The organism is Thalassotalea loyana (assembly GCF_030161435.1).
GTDB classification, from domain to species: domain Bacteria; phylum Pseudomonadota; class Gammaproteobacteria; order Enterobacterales; family Alteromonadaceae; genus Thalassotalea_G; species Thalassotalea_G loyana.
This window is the reverse complement of sequence record NZ_BSSV01000004.1, coordinates 279,128-304,098: the sequence shown is the minus strand read 5'-3', so window position 1 is coordinate 304,098 and position 24,971 is coordinate 279,128. Positions and strand designations below refer to the sequence as shown.

The window sequence follows — 24,971 nt, the reverse complement described above, 5'->3', positions numbered from 1 at the left end:
TGGTGAAATATGGCAAATAAACAGTATTTCGGTAATTTGGGCTTGATATGGAAAGTTTTAGTCGTCCTGTTTATTTTCCAGAGCTTAGTGATTAGTTTTTATGCCTACATTAGTCAAAAGGAGCTCGACGAACGCTTAATTAAAGAAAATCTAGCGGTAAAAGTAGCGTCTCAATCATATTTTACTCGGGCTATCGAAGGACATATTTATACTGTTCAAGATAATCTATATCGCGTACTCAATCTCAAAGGGATAAATGAGCAACAGTTGTTGAGTTTTTTTGACGAACAATGGGAAAACTTGGCTATAGAGTGGGGCGCAACCAACCTAGGGGTCATTAAAAAAAACCAGGTGTTACTTGATAAACATTACAGTAATAACCCCCCCGTTTTTAATTATGCCGTCTATTTTCAAAAGGCGACTGATAATGGTGTTCCTGAAAATGCACTTAATTGTCAGACTGAGTGTTCCATTCATTTTTTCATTCCCATTGTTATCGATAGTAACGATTATGTGGTTCATTTGATCACTAATTTATTTAATCCCATTTTTCAGTTTCGCGAAATTTTGGATCTAAAAACATTAATCGTTAGTCAATCTCAGAGTATCGATAGTGCCGATATTACCTTCTTGCGTCAGGCAGATAACATTAGTTTGAACGTCATGCGAAAGGAGCACAATTTTACTCAGTTTAGTGCGCTAGAAAAGTATGCCGATTCTAATACCTTTAGTGACCTACAAGCCAGCGGAGGTAGAGTCAATATAGGGCAAAGTCACTATTTTATCGAAGCAATTGAAATGCCATTAGAGGTGGGGTCGAAGAGTTATCTAGTCACGTTCAACGACATTAGTAACACTCATCAACTAGATCAACAGTTTTACCGCACGTTTATTTGGTTATCTTTTGCTTCTTTATTGCTGCTGTTTGTCACCATTGTCTTGGTTTTATGGCGTCCCATTGCTCGTATTAAAAAGCTCAAAGACTATTTACCCACATTAGCGAAAGGGCAAAACATTGCTCAATTTTCTCAATCCAACAAGCCTAACTTATTTCAAGATGAAATCGATGTATTAGAAGAGTCATCAAATGAGCTTGCAAAACGCTTGGGTGAGTTAAATCTTGTGGTAAGCCAGCGAGAAGAAGAGCTAAAAGAAATGGCCTTATTCGACAGCCTAACAGGGATCGCCAATCGCGAAAATTTTACGATGACGCTTCAGAAAAAAATAGCCAAAGTTTCTCAAAGTGGTTCCCATATCGCGCTACTGTTTATCGATTTGGATCAGTTTAAACATATCAATGATTCGTTGGGACATCATTTTGGTGATCAAGTCTTAAAAATCGTTGCCAAGCGATTAAAAGGAAGCGTTCGTTCAACTGATTTAGTTGCTCGACTCGGTGGTGATGAATTCACTGTGTTAATTTCAGATATTTATACCAGAACCAATATTGTGAAAGTTGTTGATGATATTTTGCGAAGTTTCAATGAGCCTGCTCATATTGAAGATCACCAGCTTACTATTAGGTTAAGTATCGGCATTACGGTAATTAATGATAACAAGGCATCAATTAATGATGTGATCAAGCAAGCTGACATTGCTATGTACAGTGCTAAAAGTGACAAGAGCACCCATTATGTTTTCTTTAAACCTCACATGGAAAGTGAAATAGCCGAGCAGTTCTCCTTGATCAATGATTTCTCCGATGCAATTAGCGAACATCAATTCAAACTATATTTCCAGCCGTTTTACCATATCCAGCAGGAAAAACTCTTTGGATTTGAAACATTGATACGCTGGAATCATCCGACGAGAGGCTTGCTATCGCCAGACAAATTTTTACCTATTTTAAAAGATACGGAATTGATGGTCGAATTAGAAAACTGGATCATCGAAGAGGGAATCAAACGCTGTAAACAGCTAAATACGATCAATGATTTGGATGTCATTTGCTCTATTAATTTGACCGCTGAAAAGTACATGGCACCTCAAGTCGTTAATGAGTTGGAAAAGTGCATGTACAAATACAATCTAGACAGTAAGTTTCTCTACATTGAAATAGTTGAAGAAACCGTTGTGCACGATATCAATGAAGCGATTAAAAGAAGCCTTGAACTTAAAGCGTTGGGGCTAAAAGTGTCTATTGATGATTTTGGTGTGGGTTACTCATCATTAAATTACTTACGTCGTTTACCTGCAAACAACGTTAAAATTGATCGAAGCTTTGTGAGCGAAATCCCCCATCAAAAATCAAGCAAAAAAGTATTATCAGCGTTAATTAGTCTATTAATTAGTATGAATAAAACTGTGACGGCGGAAGGTGTTGAAACGCAAGAGCAACTTGCTTGGTTACAAGATCAGGGCTGCCATATTGGTCAGGGGTACTTCTTTAGTAAACCGATACCTTTTGAAGAAGCTGTCCGTTTAACCGTTAACGCTGGTGGGAATACGGCAACCATAGCGAACAGTAGCTAGCGTTGACCAATTTGTTACTGAAATTTATCGCAACTGTATCAGTTGGTAACTTAGGCAATCTATCGTTCGCATTCCATTGATAGACGTTGTATTTTAACTAAAATTAAACTAGTAGCTTAACCTTTACCATTTAGAATCTGATGAGTAATTTAACAACAAAATTAGTTTTTATCATTGCTGCTTTTTTGCTTTGCTTCGGAGCATTGTTACCCGCTTATTCCGAATCGCTACCAGATGAAGAGCGCGCATTGGTTGAGTTAGCAAAGACAGATCCTATCTTTGACTGGGTTAGGTTGAAGTCCGGTGAGTGGATAAAAGGCGAAATTGAGGGTTACTATGAAGATGAATTATCATTCGATAGTGACGTATTAAAAAAACTCACCATCGAATATAAGGACATTCACTCCATTATTTCTGCCCGTGTCCACAGTATCAAACTAAGAGACGGCAGCATCATTAGAGCGCCCATCGAAATTATTGACCGTAATGGCTCGTTACTAGGTAAACAAAACGCTTTTACTTTTTTTGAAGTGTTAACTATTGCTAGTGAAAAAGACAAAGGCATAGATATTTGGGATATTAAAGTTAGTTTTGGTTACAGCTTAAATAAAGGAAACACCGATCAGTCTGAATGGACGGCGAGATTTAATGGCAAACGGCGTACCGTTGATTCTCGTTTAATTCTCGATCTATTCACGACACGAGCCAAAACGGATAATGTTGAAACCGAAGATAACACATCACTATCCGCGACTTACGATATTTTCTATACAGAAAAAGTATTTTTTAGGCCAGTATTATTAAACGCTGTAAGAGATCCATTTAAAAACCTAAAAAACGAGTACACGATAGGTGCAGGTATTGGTTATTACTTTATCGACACGCCGAAAACGGAATGGGATATCTCGATAGGCCCCAGTTACCGTAAAACCTACTATGTTAATGTTCAAGAGGGACTACCTAACAGCGAGAAGTCTTTTGGTGGCTTTTTAGAAACGCACTTCGACCGAGAAATAAACAAAGATCTTGATATAGAAGCCAAGTATTCAGTGAATTACGGTGACAAAGACAGTGGCGGTTTGCGACACGAGTTGTTTGTGACATTTGAATATGACTTATTTGAAGATGTCGATCTTGACCTGTCATTTATCTGGGATAGACAATCAAATCCACAGCCTGATGAATTTAATAATATCCCGAAAAAAGATGATTTTAAGACGTATATTTCGCTAGGGATTGAATTGTAAATGGTAAATTAGTCCAATTGGAAGCGCTAGCAATTACAAGGAAATAAATGTAAATTATTTGTTAAATCTAACGCTCAAAGGACTGATATGGAACTCTCTGTTCAACAAGTCACAAAATCATATGGCGATGTTACCGCCGTCAACCAACTCTCGTTCCACGTAAACCAAGGAGAAATTTTCGCGCTGCTTGGCCCAAATGGTGCCGGTAAGTCATCTCTTGTTCGCATGTTAACGGGATTCACGAAACCTGATGATGGACAAATTTCATTAAAGCTTGATGGGCAATTTTTTAGTCATATTCCTTCGCAAGCGCTGGGTTATTTACCTGAAGACCGTGGTCTTTATACCGAAAAATCTGTGATTAAAAACCTAATCTATTTTGCTCGTTTGCACGGTTTAGATAAAGATAATGCGACCAAAGAAGCAAAAACCTGGCTAGAAAAGTTCGACTTAGCTGATCGAGCTGATGAGCCATTAAAATCCTTATCAAAGGGTAACCAGCAAAAAGTTCAATTGATTAGCGCCGTGATTCATAGTCCTAAGTGGGTTATCTTAGACGAACCCTTCTCTGGATTAGACCCAATCAACCAAGAAAAAGTCGTTGAGTTTTTAATTGATTTAAAAGCTAATGGAATGACCGTTATTTTGAGTGCTCACCAAATGGCGATGGTTGAAAAGCTTGCTGACCGTATGATGTTGATGAATCTTGGTGAGGCGGTCTTCTACGGTACGTTGGAAGATATTCGCGCACAAGCGATTACGAATGTCGTTTTGAAAGTCACTTATCGTCAGGTTGATCAACCCTTACTTCAGAGCGTTCAGAGCGAATGGACGCTTAATCAGGTTCAAGAAAATAAGATTGAAGTGTTGCTTAAGTCGGATCAGACCATCAATCAAGTGCTTGAAAAATTATCAAAACTTGGTGATATCCAGTCGATTCAAAGCCAGTCCCTTGATTTACACCAACTTTATTTAAACGCCATTACACAACATAAAGAAGATAGAGCACAAATAACAACGGAGAAGCAATATGCCTAAGAATACGTTAAAGCAAACTTGGCTTGTTGCAAGTTGGGAGTTCATGCACTTTTTTAAGTGGAAGCAGGAGATTATTTCTAAGCTTATTATGCTTGGTTTTGGTGTGATCGTATTCTTATGGCAAACCATTAAGCACGACTATACTGATGAATATCGTGTGGCGATTAAACCTTTAACCACGTTTGAACTTGAAAGTGATAAGTTTACGTTCACTTCGGTAACAGATGATATTGAAGTGCTTAAAAAAGCGCTGACAAATGAAGAGTGGGATGCTGTTGTTATAGAGCAGAAAGGTGACGGCGTAATGCCTAGTTTGCAAATTTTTGGTCGCGACAAACAAAGTTGGCTCAATGATTTACGCAACTCTCTACGTACTTATTATAAAGATCAATATAGCCAAACGTTAGGATTGTCTGATGCGCAATTAAAAGCTATTCGTCAGGGTGCTAGCATGGATATAGAATACTTGGACGAGAGCGTGAAATCTCAAGAAGATTCAAGTGAAACGGTCGCGCTTGGGATGTTAATTATGATAGCTGTTGGTGTGTTTACTTCGTTTGGGCAGCTATTCGTTAGTGTGACGGGTGAAAAGCAACAACGTGTCACTGAGCAACTTTACTCATGCATTAGTCCACAAACTTGGATTGATGGCAAAATTCTCGGGCAAATGCTTCATGCGATTAAAGCGATGATCAGCATAGTGATCACTTTCCTATTAATTATGGCATTCACTGCTGTGGTACTTGAAGGTGAGAGCATAGATTTTTCATTTATTGATTGGAGTTTATTGCCTTGGCTTGTTGTTTTTGCGGTAACGGGTGTGTATTTCTGTACTTGTATTATGGCCGCCATTGCCGCAGCAATAGATGATCCTAATCATAGCGGTAAATCTGCAATGATGTTACTGCCATTGTTGCCACTCATTTTGACGATGGTTACCCTAGATAGCCCTTCAGGTTGGGCATTGTCATTTTTAAGTATGTTTCCTCTTACAGCATTTGCCGCTATGCCGGTAAAAATGTCACTTATTGATGTGCCTGTATGGCAGCCATTAGTTGCACTTGGTTTGACTGTTCTTACGTGTTTTTATATTAGAACAGCGGCTGCGCGATTATTTAAAATGTGTATGACGATGTACGGTAAAGAGCCCAAGATTATTGATATGTGTAAATGGTTTATTAAAGACCCATCGTAATAGTTGTAATAATAAAAAAGGAGCTTTAATGCTCCTTTTTTGTTTCTAGGTGGTGTCAAAATATCATTAACATTTATGGCGTGAAAAATGCATTGCTACAACAAGAAAGATAGTGAGAAGGTATTGAAATGAAATTTATTGTCTTGGCTATAAGTTTATTTGTATTAGCTGCGTGTTCGTCATGGAGTGATGGTGACGATGAGTACGGCTACTTTAACGATCAAGACCGCATGGTGAATGAAGAGGAAGAACGTTCAATTGATGAAGATGAATTGCCGAGTCATCAATTGAATAATGTGGTAGCGGGCCTTACAACGCAAATGCTTGAAAAAAGTAGCTTTGTTAGTCCTAATACACCGGTTGCGGTTGCGTCATTTGTGAATTTATCAGACTTAGAATCAACAAATTGGTTGGGTAATCAGTTGGCTGAAAGCTTTATGCATCACATGCAAAAGAATGGCTTAATTGTTGTTGATTACAAGTCAACAGGCTTTTTTCGCGTAACACCTGAAGGCGATTTTGTTTTTAGTCGTAACTATGAAGAGCTCTCTCAACGTCAAATAATCGACTATGTCGTGACAGGTACTATGGTTGAACAAGCAGATGGCTACATTGTAAATGCTCGAATGATAGGTATGCTCTCACACGTTGTTGTGGCTTCTGCACAAACTTTTATTCCTCGTTGGGCGATGGGCCAAGAAGTCGATAAGCAACACAAAATTGTTAAAGACGGCATTACTATCTTACCGACAGACCAATATGATGAAAGTCGATGGGTTAAAATTGAGCAATAAAAAAAGCGACTTTATGTCGCTTTTTTATTGTAGTTCATAAGTTTTACTTGGTTTTAGCCGCTAACTCATTGCCGTTAATGATGTAAACTTCTTCGCCCTGTGCATAGCCCGGACACTGTGCTTGTGGTTTATCACACCAAACATCGATAGCTTGTAAACGGTCATTAATCTTGATGATATAACGCCAACCATAAACGGTTTGTTGTTTTTTTGAAGCCGCTCGTCTAGCACCCATTAAACCACCAACCACTTTTGCAGCATCATTACCACTACCGTCACCAAAAGCCGAACCAATTCCTACACCAATCGCAGCACCTAAAAGCGGTTTGCCATCTTTACCTGCTTTAGTACTAATAGCATCTGATTGCTCAATAACACCTTCTTGAACGGTTGAAGCTGCAATAGCTGATGTCGATAATAAAATTGCTGTTAGGGTAATGATAAATCGTTTCATATTGGCTCTCCGCATTCTTCAATTAATTTACAGAATCTTTACCTGTTTTCTATCTTTCTACTATCGTGGTTTTTAATGTAATTATCCACGCGGATCTATGTAGAAAAATGTAACTGAAACGGTGATAATTGGTTTTATAATTCAAAAAACAATGGAATTTCATATGCTTCAATCAAATGCTAGTGAATCAGCTACCGCAAGCAGTTTAGCGCCATCAGAGTTACTCAAGGATGAACTTAATCAAGTTACTTATTTCTACCAGTTAATCGTTGAGTTTTTTGCAAATTATAGTTTTCAGCTTGTCGGTGCCTTTATTATTTTTATTTTGGGCTACTACATTGCTGGCAAAATAGCGAAAGTTGTATTGCGCTTATGTGAGAAGCAAAAGCTCGATGTTACCTTGAGTAAGTTTTTAGCCAACACCTCGAAAATGGTCATTGTCGCCTTAGTGTTAATTGTTGCACTAAGTAAGTTAGGCATCAGTGTTACACCTTTTGTTGCGGCAATAGGTGCAATTTCATTAGGTGCAAGTTTGGCATTTCAAGGGCTGCTTTCTAACTATGCCGCAGGCTTTAACATTATACTTATTCGTCCATTTGTGGTTGGTGATACGATTGAAGTTCAAGGCGTCAAAGGTATTGTTAAAGAGGTTTTATTGGCCTATACCATTTTAATTGATGAAGATGATGTTGAGATTACGATACCTAATAAACATATTGTTGGCGAAGTCCTTCATAATTCTAAAGGTAATTCCTTATTGGAGCTTAGTGTTGGGATTTCATATAGTGATGATCCCGTTGCTGTCACTAAGTTAGTCAACGATACCGTGATTTCAATCGAAGGTCTTGAAGACAAGAATAAGTGCCAAGTTGGTATTAGTGAGTTCGCCGATAGTGCAATCAATATTGAAGTGCGAGTTTGGGTGCCTACGACAGAGCTATTTGCTTTCAAATATAAAGCGAATAAAGCAATCTACTTAGCGTTGGCCGAGCAAAATATCACGATACCTTTCCCACAGCGTGATATTCACTTGATCAAAGAAGCCAGTTAAGTCGGCATAAAGCTATTACCTAGATAAAAAAACTCTTAGTGAGTATCAGGTAGTAGCTTGTTTTATTTTTCGAGCGGTAGATAATATAGCCAAGTAAAAAAACAATGTAGCTTTGCTGAAAAGCAACCTGGGAATGCGATGAAAATTCGCAACTGTACCCGCAACTGTGAACAGAGCGATATAACGACCACGAGGAAACTTGGAAGGGTTATATCTAGAGGCTGTAAGTCAGGATACCAGAAAGCGACTATATCAATGAAAACAGATTGAGCGGGAATACTCTATACTGACATACACAGACGCTGTGGAATGTCTTATGCCCGCTTAAAAATAGGCAATATAACATGGCACAATCTTCAGCTTCTAATGTCTCAAGCACAGCTTTGCTTGTCTGCCATGACGTCTCTTTTTCTTACTACAACAATAGCATTCTTAGCCGTATCACATTTGATATTGAGCCGGGCCAGTTTGTTGGCCTTGTTGGCGCAAACGGTGCAGGAAAATCTACTTTACTACGTTGTTTGTATCGCTATTTAACGCCTCAAAGTGGCTTTGTTACGTTCGAACACAAACAAATACAGGATATTCCAAGTAAGTTGTTTGCCCAAGAAGTGGCTGTTGTTGTGCAAGAACCACCTAACAACTTTAATTTGCGGGTTTTTGATGTGGTCGCTTTAGGTCTCACTCCTTATTTGTCAGCATTTTCGTTACTGTCGAGTCAGCAAAAAGAAAAAGTTAAACGAGCGATAACGCAGGTGGGTCTGCAAAAAAAATGTGAGCAAGGGTTTGAGCAATTATCAGGTGGGGAGAAGCAACGTGTTTTAATCGCTAAGGCTATTGTTCAACAACCCAAATTACTGATTATGGATGAGCCGACTAGTCATTTAGACATCAAATATCAAATAGAAATTATGAGGTTAGCCAAATCATTAAACATTGCCGTTATTGCTTCATTTCATGATTTGAATTTAGCAGCGGCTATGTCTGATAAATTGCTGATGTTACATCGTGGTAACTTAGTGGCTATTGGTACGCCTAACGAGGTGGTTACTCAGGAGAATATCGAAGCGTTCTTCGACACAAAGGTGGAGGTGACTACGCGCAACCATGCTGATATACCTCAAGTATTCTATGATTACGGAGCGAGTTAAATGTTGAATACTCGATCTCATTTCATGGTCAGTGTTTTAGTCGCGTTACTCATCTTTTCGCTATTTGCTGGGCTCGCCGTAGGTGCTATCGCTATTCCAGTTACCGAGGTTTTCACAAGCCTGTTAAACGGTGTTGCCTTGGGCGAGTTCACGGGGATTGAACAGCAAATTATCTGGCAGCTGCGGCTTCCACGCACTCTGATGGCATTTGTTGCCGGTGCAGGTTTGGCTTTATCAGGTATGGTGTTGCAGACGGTGACAAGAAACCCGTTAGCCGATCCTTATTTATTTGGTGTATCGTCAGGCGCATCATTTGCGGTTGTCCTAGCGATGGTGTTGTTCAATATCGACCTCTATAGCCAAATCGATTTACTCGACGTCAGTGTTATGTCAACTGCCGCATTTGTTGGGAGTCTAGGCGTTATTGCGTTACTTGTTTTTATTACGCGTTTCCAATCCAACATGCACACCTTAGTATTAGCCGGTGTTGCATTATCATTTTTATTTAGCGCATTAACGTCTTTCTTGCTCTACTTTAGTGATCCTCAAGCCATTAGCGCTATTTTGTTTTGGACACTAGGTAGTTTCGCGCGCACTAGTATTGAAAGTGCTGCGTTATGCTTTAGCGTGTTGATTGTTAGTTTTGTAATCGTTCAAGGATATTATCGCCAACTAAATACCATGATATTAGGGGACGAAACAGCGGTAACCCTGGGTGTTGAGCCTAAGAAAGTGCGAACAAAGATGTTAGCTGTAAGTGCATTGATGACGGCAGTGCTGGTAGCAAACTGTGGTGGGATAGGGTTTGTCGGGTTAATAATTCCACACATCGTCAGGTACTTTCATTCTCAAGGCACATTCTCACATCCACTGGTTGTTAGTATTGTCGGTGGAATTTTTATGATATGGGTCGATACTTTGTCTCGTGTTGTCATTGAGAATCAAGAACTTCCTATAGGTATCATAACAGCGGCAATTGGCAGTATTTTCTTTTTAATCCTTTTGTTGCGAAATAATCGCCATCATAGTGCATTTTTAAAATAGTTTTTATTAGGTTTTGTTATGACAGAAAAGACACAAAATAATCATCAAAAAAGGCAACAAAAACTCAAAGAAAAAGTTGATGAACGTATTGCTAGCGCACAAGACGAAAAGGGTGTTCTTCAAGTAATTACGGGTAACGGTAAAGGAAAAACGACGTCTGGTTTTGGTATGGTGATTAGATGTCTTGGCCATGGCATGCAAGCCGGCGTTGTGCAGTTTATTAAAGGTCAGTGGGACAATGGAGAAAAAAACTTACTGAGCAATATTGGCGTGCCTTTCGCAGTGATGGAAACAGGCTTTACATGGGAAACACAAAATAAGGAAGCCGACACCATCGCCGCTCAACAAACATGGCAACAGGCGAAGTTGATGTTGCAAAACCCTGAAATCGATCTGGTCTTGTTAGACGAATTGACCTACATGCTAAGTTATGACTACCTTGATATAGATGAGGTCATCAGTACGCTTGAGAATCGCCCCGCGATGCAACATGTTGTGGTAACAGGAAGAGGAGCGCATCGACGATTAACTGAGATTGCTGATACGGTTAGCGAAGTCAGAAATGTTAAACACGCTTTTGATGCTGGTGTTAAAGCACAGTTGGGTTTTGACTACTGATGAAAGTCTACATACTTCTTTTTGTGCTAATCGCGACATTGCTGCAACCTGCGTCAGCAAAAAGCGATCTAAAGCTTGTTGCATTGTCGCCACATACCGTTGAAATGCTGTTCGATTTGGGGCTAGGAAACACTATTGTGGGGACGGTTGATTATGCCGATTATCCTGAGCAAGCGAAACTGTTACCTCGAGTAGGTGGGGCTTATGGTCTATCCATCGAGAAAATCATAGCGCTAAAGCCGGATTATGTCGTCGCTTGGCGCGGTGGAAATAAAGCTAGTGATATAGCGGCTCTTGAAAAGCTTGGTCTAACCGTTATCGATAGTAGTCCACAGAATATTTACGGTGTAGCGCAAGACTATCGACGTATAGGCGCATTATTAGGTCGTGCAGAGCAAGGTCAGTTAATCGGCGGAGAAATTGATAAGTCTGCTGAGCAGTTGGAAGCACTGTATCGAAATAAACAACCTGTTCGCACATTCTACCAAATGTGGCCAGAGCCACTGATGACGATAAATAGTGAAACATGGACGCACCGGTTATTGGAATTATGCGGCGCAAAGAATGTTTTTGCGGAACAAGCGGCGGATTACCCGCAAATTAGTCCTGAGCATGTTATTGCGAAGCAACCTGCTGTAATTGTCATCCCCGTAGATAAAAGTCATAACAAAATATCAAATGAAAAATGGCGGGATTGGGATCAAATACCTGCTGTTAAAAAGAACCAATTTGTTCAAGCCGATGCTGATTTACTGCATCGCTTTACAAAAAGAGTATTGCAAGGTGCAGCAAAATTATGCGCCGATATAGATCAATACCGATAGGCTAAATGCCAGAAACTAGCGCTCAAGGAAACTTGGGAATCCCAAGCATGTAGGGGAAGTTGATGGAATTTCAACACTGCCCCCGCAGCGGTAATTGCTTTGCATAAGTCCGAATGCCTGCATGTTTATTACTTAAAACGAAAATGTATTTCAAGGTACGGGTGGTGCCTGAGGAAGAGGTAACATGAAACATCAAAACAAAAAAAATGTATTAACGACTTTATCCCCTATTTGTCTAGCTGTAGCCGCTAGTATAAGTCTGCCTGTGCTTGCAGATGATGAAGTCATTACTGTAACGGCTAGCCGTAGTGATAATCAATTGATTGAGCAATTGGCGAATCAAGTGGTTATTAGCCAAGCTGATATCGCTAAAATTCAGCCAAAATCAATGAGTGAATTATTAGCGACGGTTGCTGGTATAGATATATCAAGCCAAGGCGGCAGAGGGCAAAATGCCTCTCTATATTTAAGAGGCGCTAATGCTAGCCATACACTTTTTCTTGTTAATGGTATGCGTATAAGCTCTGCAAGCTTAGGCTTAACTGACATTCAAACAATTGCCCCTGAATTGGTCGAACGCATCGAAATTATTAAAGGTCCGCGTGCTGCGTTATGGGGATCGGATGCGATAGGTGGTGTTGTTAATATCTTCACTCGAGAGTTAACCCAAGGTGAAGGGTATTTAGGTGCAAGCCTTGGTGCTGATAGTTACCGTCAAGTTAAAGCTGGCTTCGGGTTTAGTCATGGTGAAGGACACAGCTCATTAAGTTTTAATCACGAAGAAAGCGAAGGCTTTGACGTTCTACAAAATGTTCAAGACGATAACGATGGCTATGACTATGACACTGTGGTTTATCGTGGACAACAGTCGTTAAATCAAGCGTTTAATATAGAATGGTTATTCCAAGCGACAGAAGGTGAGAATGAGTATGATAACCCATGGGGCGCTGACCAAACTGAAATAAAACAACATGTTTGGCATGTGAAAAGTGGATATGATTGGCAAGTTGGTCATGTTCAAAATACGTTGAATGTGACATTGGGACAAAATCGCGACTATGCTAAAACATTTGGTAATGGTGTTGAAAAAGCATCAGGTGGTTTTTTTGAAACCCGTCGAGACCAGCTTTCAATTGTAAATAACTCACAAGTATGGCCTCATTTCCAAGTGAACTTTGGCTTAGATTACTATGATGAATCATTGACTAGTACGACTGATTTTTCTGTTACGCAGCGTGATATTTATGGTTTATTTGCACAAGGCTTGTATCAAAAAGATAAACTGACCTACGAGTTTGCTATTCGATACGATGATATTGAAAATGTCGATTCTGAGACGACTTACAATGCTGGTATTGCTTATCAAGCAACAACCGAATCAAAAATTACTTTGAATCTGGGCACTGGCTTTAAAGCGCCAACATTCAATGATTTATATTGGCCAGCAGATCCATATTCGTCAGGTAATCCTGACTTAGTACCTGAAACATCACAAACTGCAGAATTGATTTTTGATACGCGTATTGAAAATGTCGACTTTTCTGCCAGTGCATTTACATCTACCGTTGAGAATCTAATCGATTGGCAACCTGATGCAAACTTCTTTTATCAACCTGTTAATGTTCATGAAGTCGACATTCAAGGTGTTGAAATCGCAGCAAGTTATCAAGGATTCGGCGGCGCACACCAGTTCAATGCGAGCTATATTGATACTGAAGATAAAGCGACTGGTGAACAACTGACACGACGAGCCAAAGAATTAATCGGTTACCAGTTTACAACTTCAGTTGCCGGAATTGACTTATTTTTAGATTATCAGTTTAACGGAAAAAGAGAAGAAGGCGCACAGACGCTAGATAGTTACCATTTATTCAATGCTACGGCGAGCTATGCGCTGAGCGAAAAGTTATCAGCACAAGTTAAATTACTTAATATGTTCGATGAAGAGTATCAAACAGCGGTTAACTACAATACTCAAGACCGTGCTTTATACCTTGGTCTGACTTACCAACTTTAAAATGGGAAAGCCCCAGTTGTAAATTGGGGCTTTATTCTCCATTAATAGTCGCTATAATGCGACGGCTTCCACCATGATTACGGTGTTCGCCAAGGTAAATGCCTTGCCAAGTTCCTAGTGCTAATCGTCCGTTAGCGATCGGAATCGATAAGCTAGCACCAAGAGTACTGGCTTTGATATGGGCGGGCATATCGTCGCTACCTTCATAGGTATGACGGTAATAAGAGGCATTTTCTGGTGTAAATTGATTAAAATGAGATTCAAGGTCTTGTCTGACCGTAGGGTCGGCATTTTCATTAATTGTTAATGAAGCAGACGTATGTTGAATAAATAAATGTAAAATACCAATATCAACGGAAGATATTTCAGGAAGCTGACGTACGATATCGTCAGTAATTAAATGGAAGCCTCTCGCCTTTATTGGTAAAGATAGTTCAGTCTGATGCCACATAATTAAATATGAATTCTGTAATAAATATTAACAATTATGACACATCTGTGTGTAGATTGGACGCGTATTTCGGATTATAACTACTACAAAATTCGTAGCTTTTACACATTTTGCCTAAAAGGTGTATGAGCTAACAAGCTTTCAAATAGAACAAGGAAATAGGGTGTTACCATGTTAAAGTTTATTAAAAAAGCATCAATCATTGCTGCCTCTGCATCAATGTTATTGATCTCACAAGCTTCATTTGCGGGTAAGAAAACCGATGATGGGCTAACAGAAGTGAAGAGTGGCAACTTTTCTGTTGCATATATTCGTGAAGGTTATGACTTTAGTCAGTTTACAAAAGTAAAATTTGTTGAACCACACGTTAAAATGAAAAAGAACTGGCGTCGCGATTACAACCGCTCGCAAAAGTCATTAGCAAGCAGAGCATCTGAGTCAGATGTAGAAGGCATTGTTGATAATGTTAAGGGTGTTTACCGTGATGTTTTAGAGACTGAATTCTCGAAAATGGGCATGCCAGTAGTTCAAGAAAGCGGTGCAGATGTTCTGATTTTATTACCAGCTTTAATCAATTTAGATATTTTTCAGCCTGACTTAAATAATGCTTCTGGCTCAAAAAACCAAATTAAGCAAAGCGGTAGCGCGACGGTATACTTCGAGTTATACAATAGTGCAACAGGTGAAGTACTTGCTAAAATGGCAGAGACAAAAATGCTAGGAGAGCACAGAAAGTCTTTCCAAAATTCTAGCGCAGTGATTATTGATGGCGATATTAAAAAAGAGTTAGAAACTTGGATTAATCAATTACATGACAATGTTATCAAGACTAACGCTAATAAAACTTAGTCATTAGTTTGAGATATAAAAAAACCTCCTATTGGAGGTTTTTTTATATCTATTTAGTAATGCAAATTAATCGAAACTAAATTCGATGTATGCGCGTCCAAATTCAGATTTCATCGGAATAATAACGACAGGGCCATCTGCTTTGTGGTTGATTGTATGGTCTTTACCAGAAACAACCATAGGAGTCGCCATATCAAACTCAAAGCCTTTTTCACTCAGTAAACGCTTCGCGCCACCTGTAACCATGTTGGTGATTTCACCCACTAAATCAATAACTTCTTCGTCGACTTGATCTGGACCTTCACCGACCATTTTTTTCATGGTAGCAATCGCTAATGGCGCTTCAAAGGTAATCGATAATGATCCTTTTGCTTGGTCACTAACCATACCAATTAAACCGGATACGTCACCCTTTGCAATATCACCATCCTTTAACTTTGGTTTTTCAGGTGTTAATTCCATTTGTGCCATTGTCGACATGACATTTAACATGGAAGATAGAAACGGATTAATAAATTCTACATTCATGAAAACTCGATTACCTTTCAGGTGGTGATGCTAATTAACTTATTATGCGCTATTTTTCGCTAAAAAGTGTAAAAAACTAATATATCAGTAAAAATCATTGTAGCAACTCACTTTCTATCGGTAAATGTGAATTAACTAAAAGTAATGCTTTTCACCTGTTCATGTTTATCCGTCTTAGCGACCGCGTTTAATGCTCTTGTAATTTAATTGTTGTTATTGGCAATTAGAGCAGTAACCATGAGCTTCAACAATTTGGTGCTTTATTTTAAACCCACTTGCATCCGCCATTGATCTGATGGCCAGATCAAGGTTTTCAGATTGAATCTCTTCTACATTGCCACACTCATCACAAATAAGTAGCTGAACTGGGTGATTGCACTCACTGAAGTGATCACACATAACAAATGCATTAATGGATTCAATTTTATGAACGAATCCTTGCTGATTCAGAAAGTCTAATGCACGGTATATTGTTGCAGGCTTTGCAGAAGGATCGATCGCTTGCAGTTCTGATAAAAGATCATATGCGCCAACGGCACTCTTGTGTTTAGCAAGTAGAATGAATACTTGTTCGCGTAATGCGGTAAAACGAGCACCTCGTTTGTCGCAAACTTGTTTTGCTTGTGCAACTTGTTGTTCGATATTCATTTGGACACTTTATTTGTTTAGTTATCGTCAGTTTAACATACCTAAATCAAGGGTCTAGCTTTTGTAGCGACTTGTGTTATGTGCCAATTGCGCTATGAACAATGTAGTAAATAGTCGCTTTTTAGTTATCTTATAAGTGGTATAATCACACTATTATATCTGGCTTGTCTTTTGACGAACAAACAAAAGACCATGCAAAATTAACAAGGTAAAGAATACTTTGAGTGAACAAGCTATCTCTCACAAACTGTCAGTTGCACCTATGCTCGATTGGACTGATTTTGTTTTTAACTAATTGAAATTAAAAGATAAAATATTTTTATTTTTGAAATGGGATCACCAGTGGGATCACGGAAAGGTCAAAATGTGCAGAAAAGAGGGTGCAAACTCCATCAAATTGACGAAGCCGCACCGCAATTAAATATAAAAGCAGCACTAACAATACTGATACGTTTTCCATAACGATCTAGCCTCATTCGTGCGTTGATCTATGTACTTCACTAATTCACTCAGATGAACCACGTAAGGCGATTTCTGAGATAGTCCGACCCTAAAGCAAGGGAAAGGCAATTCATTGCACTTAGCCTTTCTTTTAGCCGTATTCACAGCAACCCCCAAATATGGTTCAGCCAATTCTTCAACTGGGATCAGTGTTCGATTACCGAACTGAGCCAAAAGAAGGTGGTGAGTCATAGTTAAAGTAGTATCGTGCTTATTTTTCATAGTTGGCCTCAGCATTGAAGTGAGGCTAGGTGTGTTAAGTAAAACTCAACACGTGAAAGCCAAGTCCTTATACTTTCAAATAAGACTCTGTTCTTTTTGAGCGTTATTAGCTTTACAGTATCTAATAACGTGTAGGTTTCTTCTTGCTCTAACCTTATGGCAAAACCAAAGAGCTAAAGCGTGACATTTGAAGTTACCCACTTCTCAAAGAACATAGCCGACAACTAAATCCTACCAATACAATCTAAAACAGTCTATTCGTTAGTTCTCAAACGCTGATCTAGCAGTGACTAGAGGTTCTTATTAGATCGGTATAATAAAAAATAATCTAACGACAAGCCTTGTGGAAAAAGGGTTGGGAGGTGAAAAATCCCTAGATGTCAAGAAAAACATAAAATAAAGCTTGCCTTGGTCGTTTTATTTTGATATCCTATGAGAACACTAAATCTTGCGGAGAAAATTTAAAGCTAAGTGTTGCAAATGGAGTGCAGCGATTTTAGCAAGGTCAACGGAAAATGACTTAATTGTAGCGAAACCTTTCGCAATATATGGCTAATCTACGGGCATCGCCGCTTCGTGTTAGCCGCCAAAGATAGTCGAACTGACCAGTGCGTGTCACTCGACAAAAGACAAAAGCAGCCCCGTGAGGGCAGCTCTAAAAAATGATTGTAAGTGCCACTTGAACAGGAGTGACGTTTAACAGAAATAAACAGTAAATAAACGCTGATGACAGGCTTAATAGGCTGTCGGAACGATATCTTGGGATCTGTGTATTCTCGCTTTGTGTGAAGAGAAACATAAACAAGTTTCGTTTATTGCTATCACGTTTGTTGAGTTTCAGTGTGTTTATCACTGAAAGGTGCTGTGGTATTTCGTTAAAACGCCATTTTTGGACTATCGATCTTTTTTGCTTTGGCGACTAATTTACAGGAGAAATGCTATGCCACTATTAACATCTACTCATACTAATCACACCATTCACTCGTCTGTGCCTAGCACTTACGGGCTTTTGTCGTGCCTATCATTTAACCTCTTTTTAGGTCTTTGTTTCTTCTTTCTTATGACGCACTTTCCTTAGTGCTCTCCACCTGAGTTCTGAACAGAACGCTAACGCTTAAATAAATCAAAACATTTGAAATTTAAACACTCTATCGGGTGGGGCTTTTTACACCCTAAAAAACTTAAATCTATAAGGAAAACAATATGAAACATTTAAACAAAGATCATCAAGACATTAAAAACTCAACCATCTATACACCGAAAGAGGTGACGGATTTTCTAGCGAAAGAGATCTACTCAAAGTTGAATGTCAGTAAGGTTTTTGACCCTGCTATTGGGACGGGAAACCTTGTTAAGGGCTTCAAAGAGAATGGGGCTTATGTCGTAGGTAACGATGTTGACGCCGTACCGAACTGTGCCGATGAGTTTTACAACGAAGACTTCGAGCACTTTAACCAACCGATTGATGGTGTGGATTTAGTTGTGATGAATCCTCCGTTCAATGGACACCCAAAACGCAAGCTCTATCCAGAGATATTCATCGACAAAGTGTTTGAGCTATTTGGTTCAGCAATGCCTTTAATCGCCATTGTGCCGACTGGATGGCGCACTAACCAAGCTGTTGGAAGCAAGCGTTGGCGCAAGATCCGTGACACGCAAAAAATCAGTTCGATTGTCACGCTACCGCTGGATGTTTTTGATGGCATTAAGTTTCACACAGAAATTGTGATTTTTAATGTCGATGGATTAAAGCCGCATTACTTTTTAGATATTTAACAAGCAATTAAGAGGAAATTGATATGACAAATTTAAACAAAAAACGCACGCAAACTAACCAGAAGGAAAGCACTATGAAATATGAAATGTATGAAACGAAACTGGACACCAACTTGAAAAAGGCGAGTGGAAGAAGAGCACTGAAACGAGTTTTTGGTAAGGGGTCTATCGCTTACTCTGACTTCGCAGACTTAATCGCTATGGATATGCTGCACTCTTCAACTGATTTTGACAATGTGATTGAAAATCTAACGGTTCTAGGCTTGGAAAAACGCTGGATTGAAAGTAGTTCGCCAGTTGTTTTTTTAGAAAATCGTGAGTTAGCCCAGACCCTCTTTGAGGCAAAAATTGATGTATCAGGGGCAGTAGCCCTAGAGCCTCCTTTCAAACAATTTGCCGTAGCCTTTCCAACAGAAACGCTGGTGAATGGGTATGAAATTAAAAGTTGCTTGGTCTCAATAATGACCTGTAGGGAGATTTTTGAAACTCATCATTATATTGGCGATGTAGAGGATTTATGCGATGAAAATCGAGATCTGGATGACGTTTGTTTTGTCGTCAATTTTAAAGATAGCGCTGGACGTGGGGCAATAGCAATACGAACCTTACCTGATTTAGATGATTCTTCGTTTGTTACTGGTGAAAGTGCCGATGTGATAGACACAGTGCTGAAAATAGCTTTCACGTTGTGTATTTACAATTCAGCGACAGAGGGAGAAAAGCTGGTTCAAGGATACCCTGATTCGGCTGTGAAACTGCCAAAAGGCAAAACCAAAATGAGTTATCAAGGTGCAACGTTGAAAGCGACTACCGCTAAAAAGTCTGCTTCTGGTGCGGCCTCACCTCGAAAAATTAAACATCGTATTCCGTACTTTCGAAATCTAAAAGCTCCACGATTTTACCAAGGCAAACATAAAGATGCGTTGCCAGGTTCTCGCTGGGTATGGGTTCGAGAAGTAGACATTAACAACAGTATGAATACCTTGCTTCACTGATAAGCAAGGTGCTGAAAATAAACAACTTAATTCAAAAGTCTGAAATATGACAAATCAATGCACATAAAATAGGAGAAAACATATGAGTGTATTAAATATAGCAAAAAACCTAACCGCCCTAAGCCCAAACTATGAAAATGATAGAAGGCTACTTCTTACATCTTTGAGGTACTGTTCTGAGGTCGGTATGTTCCCTCAACACGAAGCAGAGATCGAAGCAGTTCAAGGCTTTTTTATGCTTGAGCAAGATCTTGATGTAGAAGAAATCGAGTATTGCGCTGAAGAGCTTAATGATCTTGCTGATTATATTCAGTTGCTGGTTGAAGGAAATAAAATTGATGATTTGACTTGCCTTGGTCAAACTATCACGGCAATAACGAGTTTACGAGCGGCATCTAACTTGTTGATCTTTATACTCGATTATTATGATGGTGATGTCACTATTCACTAATCATTACCTTAACGGAAATACACGCTACTGGGAGGAAAAAACAAAGTAGACTTCAAATGGATGAGAACACGACAAGAAAGCCCGATTTGGGCTTTTTGTGTTTTTAATCTTTCACTAAAGAGACAATCGAGATCCATTTCTCGGTTTTTGCATTGTGAGATTATCTGGCTCAATATCCAATATCGAATCACAGAACAGCTCTTGCTTCACCTCTAGTTCTTGCAGCTTATGCTCTATAGATTTTGCGGCTGGGCCATACACATTGACTTTCTTTTCATCGGTGTAAATTTCTAACCCTTTAGCTAAATGGTTAAAACCAACGATTCGTTGATTTTTAAGCGGAATCAATAAACCAAATGAGCGTGATTGTGTGTCAATGAACTGGCTGAGTTCGTCACTATAGGCACTGTTAAGCGCCACTCGTTGGGCTAGCTGGTTAGGAACAGAATAAGCAGCTTGTTGTTGTAGCTTTAACTTGTGCTCTGCGACTTTATCACTGATGTACTGTTGCGCCTCTTTCGCCTGTTTACATACGCTGAGTAGCACTTTTTTATTATCTGAAAATTGGCTCGACCATCCTTCTAAGTAGCGAGCGTGGGAATGAAACGTTTCTAAGCCCTCATCTAAGCACATAAACATTGTTGCTGTCTCAGCGATTAATTCTTCTTTTGAGTATGATGCACTGCCAAATGTGCCTGAGATATCTCGCCCCAAATGCTTCGAAGTCGAGTGAGAAATTTCGTGCAAAATCACTGCAAAATAGGCTTTATCAGAGCGGAACTTATGCCTAGGAGGGATCACAATCTCGTGTTTGCTAGGCGAATAATAAGCTCTATCCTCGTTCTTCTCTATTACGGGTACTCCCATCGCATCAATGATGAGCTGGGCTTTCTCAACAAACTCCTGATCTCGCATTTCTTCACTCATTTGCTGTGATTCAAGTTCGGCCTGTTTGGCAAAATAACTGCGCTCGTCAATGTATGACTGAGGAAGAAGGTGTTTGATGCGCTCAATAGGAAATACTTTGTAGGGTTTAAGCCCTTTGCGTTTGAGGTAGCCCTTATCGTGCATCTCCTTAAAACTCATTCCTTGAGTTTCATTCTCAAATTTAGCCTTGCTGATCACCTCACCGTCTTTCTTGTAAGTTTCAAGGTATTTTACGACTTGAGCATCCAGTTTTAGCCCTTTCAGTGGTTTATCAGGATCAAATGTTTCTGACTTAGGGGGGAGTTGATCTTTGTGCTGTTCTAATAGTGCAGCGGCTTGCTTGAATGTGGCGTAAATTGGCACTTTGGTAGCGGATTCTTCCTGAGCTTGTAGCAACATTATGATGTTAACCCCGTTGTAGTTATTGTCGTGAAAGTTTCGGGGAAGAGCGTTTAATGCGGATCGATAAAAGCTCACATTGATGTCATTTTCTAAAGATGGTTTTTCGCCTTTCGGTTTTGAAAAGTAATCGAATAGACGGTTTAGTATTTCGTTCTGTTGGTCTGTTTTTGCTGTAGTGCGTCCTGCACTCGATCTTGGCTTTTTCATAAGTAACTCCTTTTCTTCGGCCGTTTACTTATGTCGTATCACTGATTTTGAATTATCCAAGTTATTGAAAATATAGCGTTAATTTTATCCCTAGATTTCGGCTTTTTGAGGAAATAGTAGAAGCGAAATTTCTAGTGCCAATTTAGTTAAAAGTGATGTCTATCAACTTGATATGAGTGTGATTTCAATAGAAAAATCAGGGTGTTTCTGATAGTATTTGGCCCAAAATTTAACCAATAAAATATTCTTAACAGAATCCTATAGGGTGTGCGTAAGTGGCTAAACAGTCTCCAAAAAAAGCAGCAGCAAAAAAGAAAGAAAAATCATTTGAAGAAACACTCTGGGATGCGGCAAATAAGCTGCGTGGTAGTGTTGAATCGTCAGAGTACAAACACATCGTATTGAGTCTGATTTTCCTCAAATTCATCAGCGATACATTTGAGAAACAGCGCCAAAAGCTGATTGATTCAGGGCTGGAAAAGCACGTTGATATGGTTCCAGCCTACACCAAAGACAATGTGTTTTATCTACCAGAAAACAGTCGTTGGAGCTTTGTTCAGCAAAACGCTAAACAAGAAGATATTGCTCTAAAGATCGATACCGCTTTAAGCACCATCGAGAAAACTAACAAAGCACTACAGGGTGCATTGCCTGATAACTACTTCTCTCGTCTTGGTTTGGATGTCAGCAAGCTATCTGCATTGATTGATGTGATTAACAACATCGACACCCTAGCGAATCCGCACGAAGATGTAGTAGGTCGAGTCTACGAATATTTCTTGTCTAAATTTGCGATTGCAGAGGGTAAGGGTAAGGGTGAGTTCTACACACCAAAGAGCATCGTTAACCTAATCGCAGAGCTGATTGAACCATACAAAGGTAAAATCTATGACCCTTGTTGTGGTTCAGGTGGTATGTTTGTTCAGTCAATGAAGTTCATTGAGAACCACAAGGGCAACAAGAAAGACATTTCTGTGTATGGTCAAGAGTACACAGGCGCAACCTACAAACTAGCGAAAATGAACCTCGCTATTCGTGGTATCTCTGCCAACCTTGGTACAGCAGCAAAAGATACCTTTGCCAGTGACCAGCACGAAACTCTAAAAGCTGATTTTATTATGGCAAACCCTCCATTTAACCAAAAAGACTGGCGAGCTTCTGATGAGCTGGTTGATGATCATCGTTGGGATGGTTACGAAACGCCACAAACAGGCAATGCCAACTATGGTTGGATTCTGCATATGGTGTCTAAGCTATCTGAAAACGGTGTGGCTGGATTTATTCTAGCTAACGGTGCGTTATCAGGTGATGGGACAGAAAAGGCTATTCGTCAGAAACTTGTCGAGAATGGTTTAGTAGAAGCGATCATCATTTTGCCGATGAAAATGTTCTATACCACCGATATCAGTGTGACACTTTGGGTTATTAATAAGAACAAGAAAGAGCGAACTGTTCCACACGAAGATCTGACTCGTCATTACCGTAACCGTGAAGACAAAGTTCTGTTTATGGATTTACGTAAACACGGTGAACCATTCGAGAAAAAATACGTTCAATTCTCTCCAGAGAAAATCTCTGAAATTGCTGAAACGCTTCACACTTGGCAAGAAGTACGTGCCGAGACGGAATACAAAGATATTGCTGAGTATTGTTACTCTGCGACTAAAGAAGAGATCGCAGCAAAAGACTACTCATTAGTGCCAAGTAAATATATCGAGTTTAAAAATCACGATGAAGATGTCGATTTTGACCAGAAAATGAGTCAAATGCGAGACGACTTTACAACGCTATTGAAGCAAGAAGAAACGTCTAAATCGGAACTTTTGTCTGTATTTAAAGAGTTGGGTTATGAGATCACACTATAAGCGTATTGGTGATTACGTCACCCTAGTCAAGCTAAAAAATTCTGATGGAGCTATCTCTTCACTTAAAGGCATAAACATAAACAAACACTTTATGCCATCGGTTGCCAACGTGAATGGTACTGACCTTAGTACCTACCGAGTGGTTAAGAAAAATCAATTTGCATTTAACCCAATGCACGTTGGCCGAGATGAAGTGTTGCCCATTTCAATGCTTGAAGATGATGAACCAATCATTGTATCGCCAGCATATGTGGTTTTTGAGGTCAAGGATAAAGAAGAGCTTTTACCTGCATATCTGATGATGTGGTGCAGGCGCTCAGAGTTCGACCGAAACGCTTGGTTTATGACTGACAATAGTGTCCGTGGTGGTTTTAGTTGGACTGACTTCTGCGATATGGAACTACCAATCCCATCTATCGAAAAGCAGCGTGAAATCGTGCGTGAATACAATGTGGTGAATGACCGCATTGCACTTAACGAGCAACTTACTCAAAAGCTAGAAGATACCGCTCAAGCTCTTTACAAACAGTGGTTTGTTGATTTTGAGTTCCCGATCTCGAAAGAATACGCAGAATCCATCGGTAAGCCTGAGTTAGAAGGGAAGCCTTACAAGTCTTCAGGTGGTGAGATGGTATTTTGCGAGGAAAGTTTAAGCGAGATTCCTGTTAGCTGGAGTGTTTATGCGATGGATGATGTAGCTGACGTAATAGATTCAATGCACAAGACACCAACCTACTCATCTTCGGGAAAGTCAATGGTGAGAGTAACTGACGTTGATGGTAGCTACCTTGATTTAACGGGGACACTTAAAGTTGATAATAAAGTATTTAGTGAGTTTACTTCGAAGTATGCCCCAAAAAGAGGAGACGTAGTTCTAACAAGAGTTGGTACTTATGGGGTTTGTTCATATGTTGGTACTGATACGCCTTTTTGCCTAGGACAAAATACTGTCGTTATAAATCCAATAAAGTTAGATGGGTCGCTGCTATTTTTTATGCTTAAAAGTGGTGCCATTAAAGAGCAAATTGAAGAAGGTGTAACTGGTTCTACACAGAAAACGATTAGTTTGAAGTTAATTAGGCAATTGAGGCTAGTTCTCCCTAGTAACTTCGAGAGTTTTTCATATTTACAGAACCCATTTTCAGCTATTACGAGTAAAGGTGAACTCTTAGTTGAAGAAAACTCCAAGTTGCGACAGATGAAGGAAGTTCTTCTTTCTAGTTTAAGTAAGGCATAGAGACAAA

23 protein-coding genes and 2 riboswitches are annotated in these 24,971 nt (G+C 39.5%); of the genes, 17 read left to right on the top strand and 6 right to left on the bottom strand.

Annotated elements, in window-relative coordinates; translation table 11 throughout:
- Positions 1–9: 9 nt before the first annotated feature.
- The 5 genes from QQK05_RS11185 to QQK05_RS11165 all read left to right on the top strand — a co-directional run bounded on the left by QQK05_RS11185 (position 10) and on the right by QQK05_RS11165 (position 6,746).
- Entirely contained in the window at positions 10–2,472 is a 2,463-nt protein-coding gene (locus QQK05_RS11185; protein ID WP_284298568.1) for a putative bifunctional diguanylate cyclase/phosphodiesterase, read from the top strand.
- A gap of 140 nt (positions 2,473–2,612) precedes the next feature.
- Positions 2,613–3,719: a DUF481 domain-containing protein gene (locus QQK05_RS11180; protein ID WP_284298566.1), complete on the top strand. Its 1,107-nt coding sequence runs from the start codon at positions 2,613–2,615 to the stop codon at positions 3,717–3,719.
- A gap of 87 nt (positions 3,720–3,806) precedes the next feature.
- On the top strand, positions 3,807–4,757 hold the full coding sequence (locus QQK05_RS11175) for an ABC transporter ATP-binding protein (protein ID WP_284298563.1): 951 nt from the start codon (positions 3,807–3,809) through the stop codon (positions 4,755–4,757).
- A complete protein-coding gene (locus tag QQK05_RS11170; protein ID WP_284298561.1) occupies positions 4,750–5,952 on the top strand; it encodes an ABC transporter permease in 1,203 nt (400 codons plus the stop codon). Before QQK05_RS11175 ends, QQK05_RS11170 begins: the two co-directional genes overlap by 8 nt.
- A 128-nt stretch (positions 5,953–6,080) precedes the next feature.
- Complete coding sequence (locus QQK05_RS11165; RefSeq protein ID WP_284298560.1) at positions 6,081–6,746, top strand: FlgO family outer membrane protein; 666 nt, start codon at positions 6,081–6,083, stop codon at positions 6,744–6,746.
- Between the two features lie 43 nt (positions 6,747–6,789).
- Here the strand turns inward: QQK05_RS11165 and QQK05_RS11160 are convergent, their stop codons facing one another.
- A complete protein-coding gene (locus QQK05_RS11160; protein ID WP_284298559.1) occupies positions 6,790–7,200 on the bottom strand; it encodes a hypothetical protein in 411 nt (136 codons plus the stop codon).
- 163 nt (positions 7,201–7,363) lie between these two features.
- On the opposite strand from QQK05_RS11160, the gene QQK05_RS11155 reads away from it, so the two are divergent.
- The 6 genes from QQK05_RS11155 (at position 7,364) to QQK05_RS11130 (ending at position 13,905) form a co-directional block, all read left to right on the top strand.
- Positions 7,364–8,251 carry a mechanosensitive ion channel family protein gene (locus QQK05_RS11155; protein WP_284298558.1) on the top strand — a complete coding sequence of 296 codons (888 nt, stop codon included), beginning with the start codon at positions 7,364–7,366 and terminating at the stop codon, positions 8,249–8,251.
- Between the two features lie 96 nt (positions 8,252–8,347).
- Positions 8,348–8,508, top strand: a riboswitch (cobalamin riboswitch).
- Between the two features lie 87 nt (positions 8,509–8,595).
- A complete protein-coding gene (locus QQK05_RS11150; protein ID WP_284298557.1) occupies positions 8,596–9,402 on the top strand; it encodes an ABC transporter ATP-binding protein in 807 nt (268 codons plus the stop codon).
- A complete protein-coding gene (locus QQK05_RS11145) occupies positions 9,403–10,446 on the top strand; it encodes a FecCD family ABC transporter permease (protein WP_284298556.1) in 1,044 nt (347 codons plus the stop codon).
- A gap of 18 nt (positions 10,447–10,464) precedes the next feature.
- A complete protein-coding gene (cobO, locus tag QQK05_RS11140; RefSeq protein ID WP_284298555.1) occupies positions 10,465–11,064 on the top strand; it encodes a cob(I)yrinic acid a,c-diamide adenosyltransferase in 600 nt (199 codons plus the stop codon).
- Positions 11,064–11,888: a cobalamin-binding protein gene (locus QQK05_RS11135; RefSeq protein ID WP_284298554.1), complete on the top strand. Its 825-nt coding sequence runs from the start codon at positions 11,064–11,066 to the stop codon at positions 11,886–11,888. Before cobO ends, QQK05_RS11135 begins: the two co-directional genes overlap by 1 nt.
- Positions 11,888–12,027: riboswitch (cobalamin riboswitch) on the top strand. It overlaps the preceding gene by 1 nt.
- A 45-nt stretch (positions 12,028–12,072) precedes the next feature.
- Positions 12,073–13,905, top strand: coding sequence for a TonB-dependent receptor domain-containing protein (locus tag QQK05_RS11130; RefSeq protein WP_284298553.1), 1,833 nt, complete (start codon positions 12,073–12,075; stop codon positions 13,903–13,905).
- A 31-nt stretch (positions 13,906–13,936) separates the two neighbouring features.
- Here the strand turns inward: QQK05_RS11130 and QQK05_RS11125 are convergent, their stop codons facing one another.
- On the bottom strand, positions 13,937–14,356 hold the full coding sequence (locus QQK05_RS11125; RefSeq protein WP_284298552.1) for a secondary thiamine-phosphate synthase enzyme YjbQ: 420 nt from the start codon (positions 14,354–14,356) through the stop codon (positions 13,937–13,939).
- Between the two features lie 171 nt (positions 14,357–14,527).
- Between QQK05_RS11125 and QQK05_RS11120 the strand changes: the two genes are divergently transcribed.
- Positions 14,528–15,205 (top strand): DUF3313 family protein, encoded by a 678-nt coding sequence (locus QQK05_RS11120; RefSeq protein ID WP_284298550.1) that lies wholly within the window; start codon positions 14,528–14,530, stop codon positions 15,203–15,205.
- A 66-nt stretch (positions 15,206–15,271) separates the two neighbouring features.
- On the opposite strand, the gene QQK05_RS11115 is transcribed toward QQK05_RS11120, so the two are convergent.
- From QQK05_RS11115 to QQK05_RS18700, 3 genes are all read right to left on the bottom strand, one after another.
- Entirely contained in the window at positions 15,272–15,733 is a 462-nt protein-coding gene (locus QQK05_RS11115; protein WP_284298549.1) for a chemotaxis protein CheX, read from the bottom strand.
- 213 nt (positions 15,734–15,946) lie between these two features.
- Positions 15,947–16,381 carry a transcriptional repressor gene (locus tag QQK05_RS11110; protein ID WP_284298547.1) on the bottom strand — a complete coding sequence of 145 codons (435 nt, stop codon included), beginning with the start codon at positions 16,379–16,381 and terminating at the stop codon, positions 15,947–15,949.
- Positions 16,382–16,816: 435 nt separating this feature from the next.
- On the bottom strand, positions 16,817–17,074 hold the full coding sequence (locus tag QQK05_RS18700) for a pyocin activator PrtN family protein (protein WP_224056062.1): 258 nt from the start codon (positions 17,072–17,074) through the stop codon (positions 16,817–16,819).
- A gap of 1,233 nt (positions 17,075–18,307) precedes the next feature.
- On the opposite strand from QQK05_RS18700, the gene QQK05_RS11105 reads away from it, so the two are divergent.
- The 3 genes from QQK05_RS11105 (at position 18,308) to QQK05_RS11095 (ending at position 20,326) form a co-directional block, all read left to right on the top strand.
- A complete protein-coding gene (locus QQK05_RS11105; protein WP_284298545.1) occupies positions 18,308–18,880 on the top strand; it encodes a hypothetical protein in 573 nt (190 codons plus the stop codon).
- Between the two features lie 23 nt (positions 18,881–18,903).
- Positions 18,904–19,875: a hypothetical protein gene (locus QQK05_RS11100; RefSeq protein WP_284298543.1), complete on the top strand. Its 972-nt coding sequence runs from the start codon at positions 18,904–18,906 to the stop codon at positions 19,873–19,875.
- 82 nt (positions 19,876–19,957) lie between these two features.
- On the top strand, positions 19,958–20,326 hold the full coding sequence (locus tag QQK05_RS11095; RefSeq protein WP_284298541.1) for a hypothetical protein: 369 nt from the start codon (positions 19,958–19,960) through the stop codon (positions 20,324–20,326).
- 114 nt (positions 20,327–20,440) lie between these two features.
- Here the strand turns inward: QQK05_RS11095 and QQK05_RS11090 are convergent, their stop codons facing one another.
- The gene (locus QQK05_RS11090) at positions 20,441–21,862 is read right to left on the bottom strand and encodes a zincin-like metallopeptidase domain-containing protein (protein WP_284298539.1); all 1,422 of its coding nucleotides are present in this window, start codon (positions 21,860–21,862) and stop codon (positions 20,441–20,443) included.
- Between the two features lie 275 nt (positions 21,863–22,137).
- Between QQK05_RS11090 and QQK05_RS11085 the strand changes: the two genes are divergently transcribed.
- Positions 22,138–23,727, top strand: coding sequence for a type I restriction-modification system subunit M (locus QQK05_RS11085; protein WP_284298537.1), 1,590 nt, complete (start codon positions 22,138–22,140; stop codon positions 23,725–23,727).
- On the top strand, positions 23,711–24,964 hold the full coding sequence (locus tag QQK05_RS11080; RefSeq protein ID WP_284298535.1) for a restriction endonuclease subunit S: 1,254 nt from the start codon (positions 23,711–23,713) through the stop codon (positions 24,962–24,964). Before QQK05_RS11085 ends, QQK05_RS11080 begins: the two co-directional genes overlap by 17 nt.
- The last annotated feature ends 7 nt before the right edge of the window (positions 24,965–24,971 follow it).

What these genes read in the sequence shown, in the direction of transcription:
- QQK05_RS11100 (WP_284298543.1), top strand. Translation starts at nt 18,904, where the DNA reads ATGACAAATTTAAACAAAAAACGCACGCAAACTAACCAGAAGGAAAGC.
- QQK05_RS11185 (WP_284298568.1), top strand. Translation starts at nt 10, where the DNA reads ATGGCAAATAAACAGTATTTCGGTAATTTGGGCTTGATATGGAAAGTT.
- QQK05_RS11145 (WP_284298556.1), top strand. Translation starts at nt 9,403, where the DNA reads ATGTTGAATACTCGATCTCATTTCATGGTCAGTGTTTTAGTCGCGTTA.
- QQK05_RS11115 (WP_284298549.1), bottom strand. Translation starts at nt 15,733, where the DNA reads ATGAATGTAGAATTTATTAATCCGTTTCTATCTTCCATGTTAAATGTC.
- QQK05_RS11110 (WP_284298547.1), bottom strand. Translation starts at nt 16,381, where the DNA reads ATGAATATCGAACAACAAGTTGCACAAGCAAAACAAGTTTGCGACAAA.
- QQK05_RS11160 (WP_284298559.1), bottom strand. Translation starts at nt 7,200, where the DNA reads ATGAAACGATTTATCATTACCCTAACAGCAATTTTATTATCGACATCA.
- cobO (WP_284298555.1), top strand. Translation starts at nt 10,465, where the DNA reads ATGACAGAAAAGACACAAAATAATCATCAAAAAAGGCAACAAAAACTC.
- QQK05_RS11135 (WP_284298554.1), top strand. Translation starts at nt 11,064, where the DNA reads ATGAAAGTCTACATACTTCTTTTTGTGCTAATCGCGACATTGCTGCAA.
- QQK05_RS11125 (WP_284298552.1), bottom strand. Translation starts at nt 14,356, where the DNA reads ATGTGGCATCAGACTGAACTATCTTTACCAATAAAGGCGAGAGGCTTC.
- QQK05_RS11090 (WP_284298539.1), bottom strand. Translation starts at nt 21,862, where the DNA reads ATGAAAAAGCCAAGATCGAGTGCAGGACGCACTACAGCAAAAACAGAC.
- QQK05_RS11170 (WP_284298561.1), top strand. Translation starts at nt 4,750, where the DNA reads ATGCCTAAGAATACGTTAAAGCAAACTTGGCTTGTTGCAAGTTGGGAG.
- QQK05_RS11175 (WP_284298563.1), top strand. Translation starts at nt 3,807, where the DNA reads ATGGAACTCTCTGTTCAACAAGTCACAAAATCATATGGCGATGTTACC.
- QQK05_RS11180 (WP_284298566.1), top strand. Translation starts at nt 2,613, where the DNA reads ATGAGTAATTTAACAACAAAATTAGTTTTTATCATTGCTGCTTTTTTG.
- QQK05_RS18700 (WP_224056062.1), bottom strand. Translation starts at nt 17,074, where the DNA reads ATGACTCACCACCTTCTTTTGGCTCAGTTCGGTAATCGAACACTGATC.
- QQK05_RS11130 (WP_284298553.1), top strand. Translation starts at nt 12,073, where the DNA reads ATGAAACATCAAAACAAAAAAAATGTATTAACGACTTTATCCCCTATT.
- QQK05_RS11120 (WP_284298550.1), top strand. Translation starts at nt 14,528, where the DNA reads ATGTTAAAGTTTATTAAAAAAGCATCAATCATTGCTGCCTCTGCATCA.
- QQK05_RS11095 (WP_284298541.1), top strand. Translation starts at nt 19,958, where the DNA reads ATGAGTGTATTAAATATAGCAAAAAACCTAACCGCCCTAAGCCCAAAC.
- QQK05_RS11105 (WP_284298545.1), top strand. Translation starts at nt 18,308, where the DNA reads ATGAAACATTTAAACAAAGATCATCAAGACATTAAAAACTCAACCATC.
- QQK05_RS11165 (WP_284298560.1), top strand. Translation starts at nt 6,081, where the DNA reads ATGAAATTTATTGTCTTGGCTATAAGTTTATTTGTATTAGCTGCGTGT.
- QQK05_RS11150 (WP_284298557.1), top strand. Translation starts at nt 8,596, where the DNA reads ATGGCACAATCTTCAGCTTCTAATGTCTCAAGCACAGCTTTGCTTGTC.
- QQK05_RS11080 (WP_284298535.1), top strand. Translation starts at nt 23,711, where the DNA reads ATGAGATCACACTATAAGCGTATTGGTGATTACGTCACCCTAGTCAAG.
- QQK05_RS11155 (WP_284298558.1), top strand. Translation starts at nt 7,364, where the DNA reads ATGCTTCAATCAAATGCTAGTGAATCAGCTACCGCAAGCAGTTTAGCG.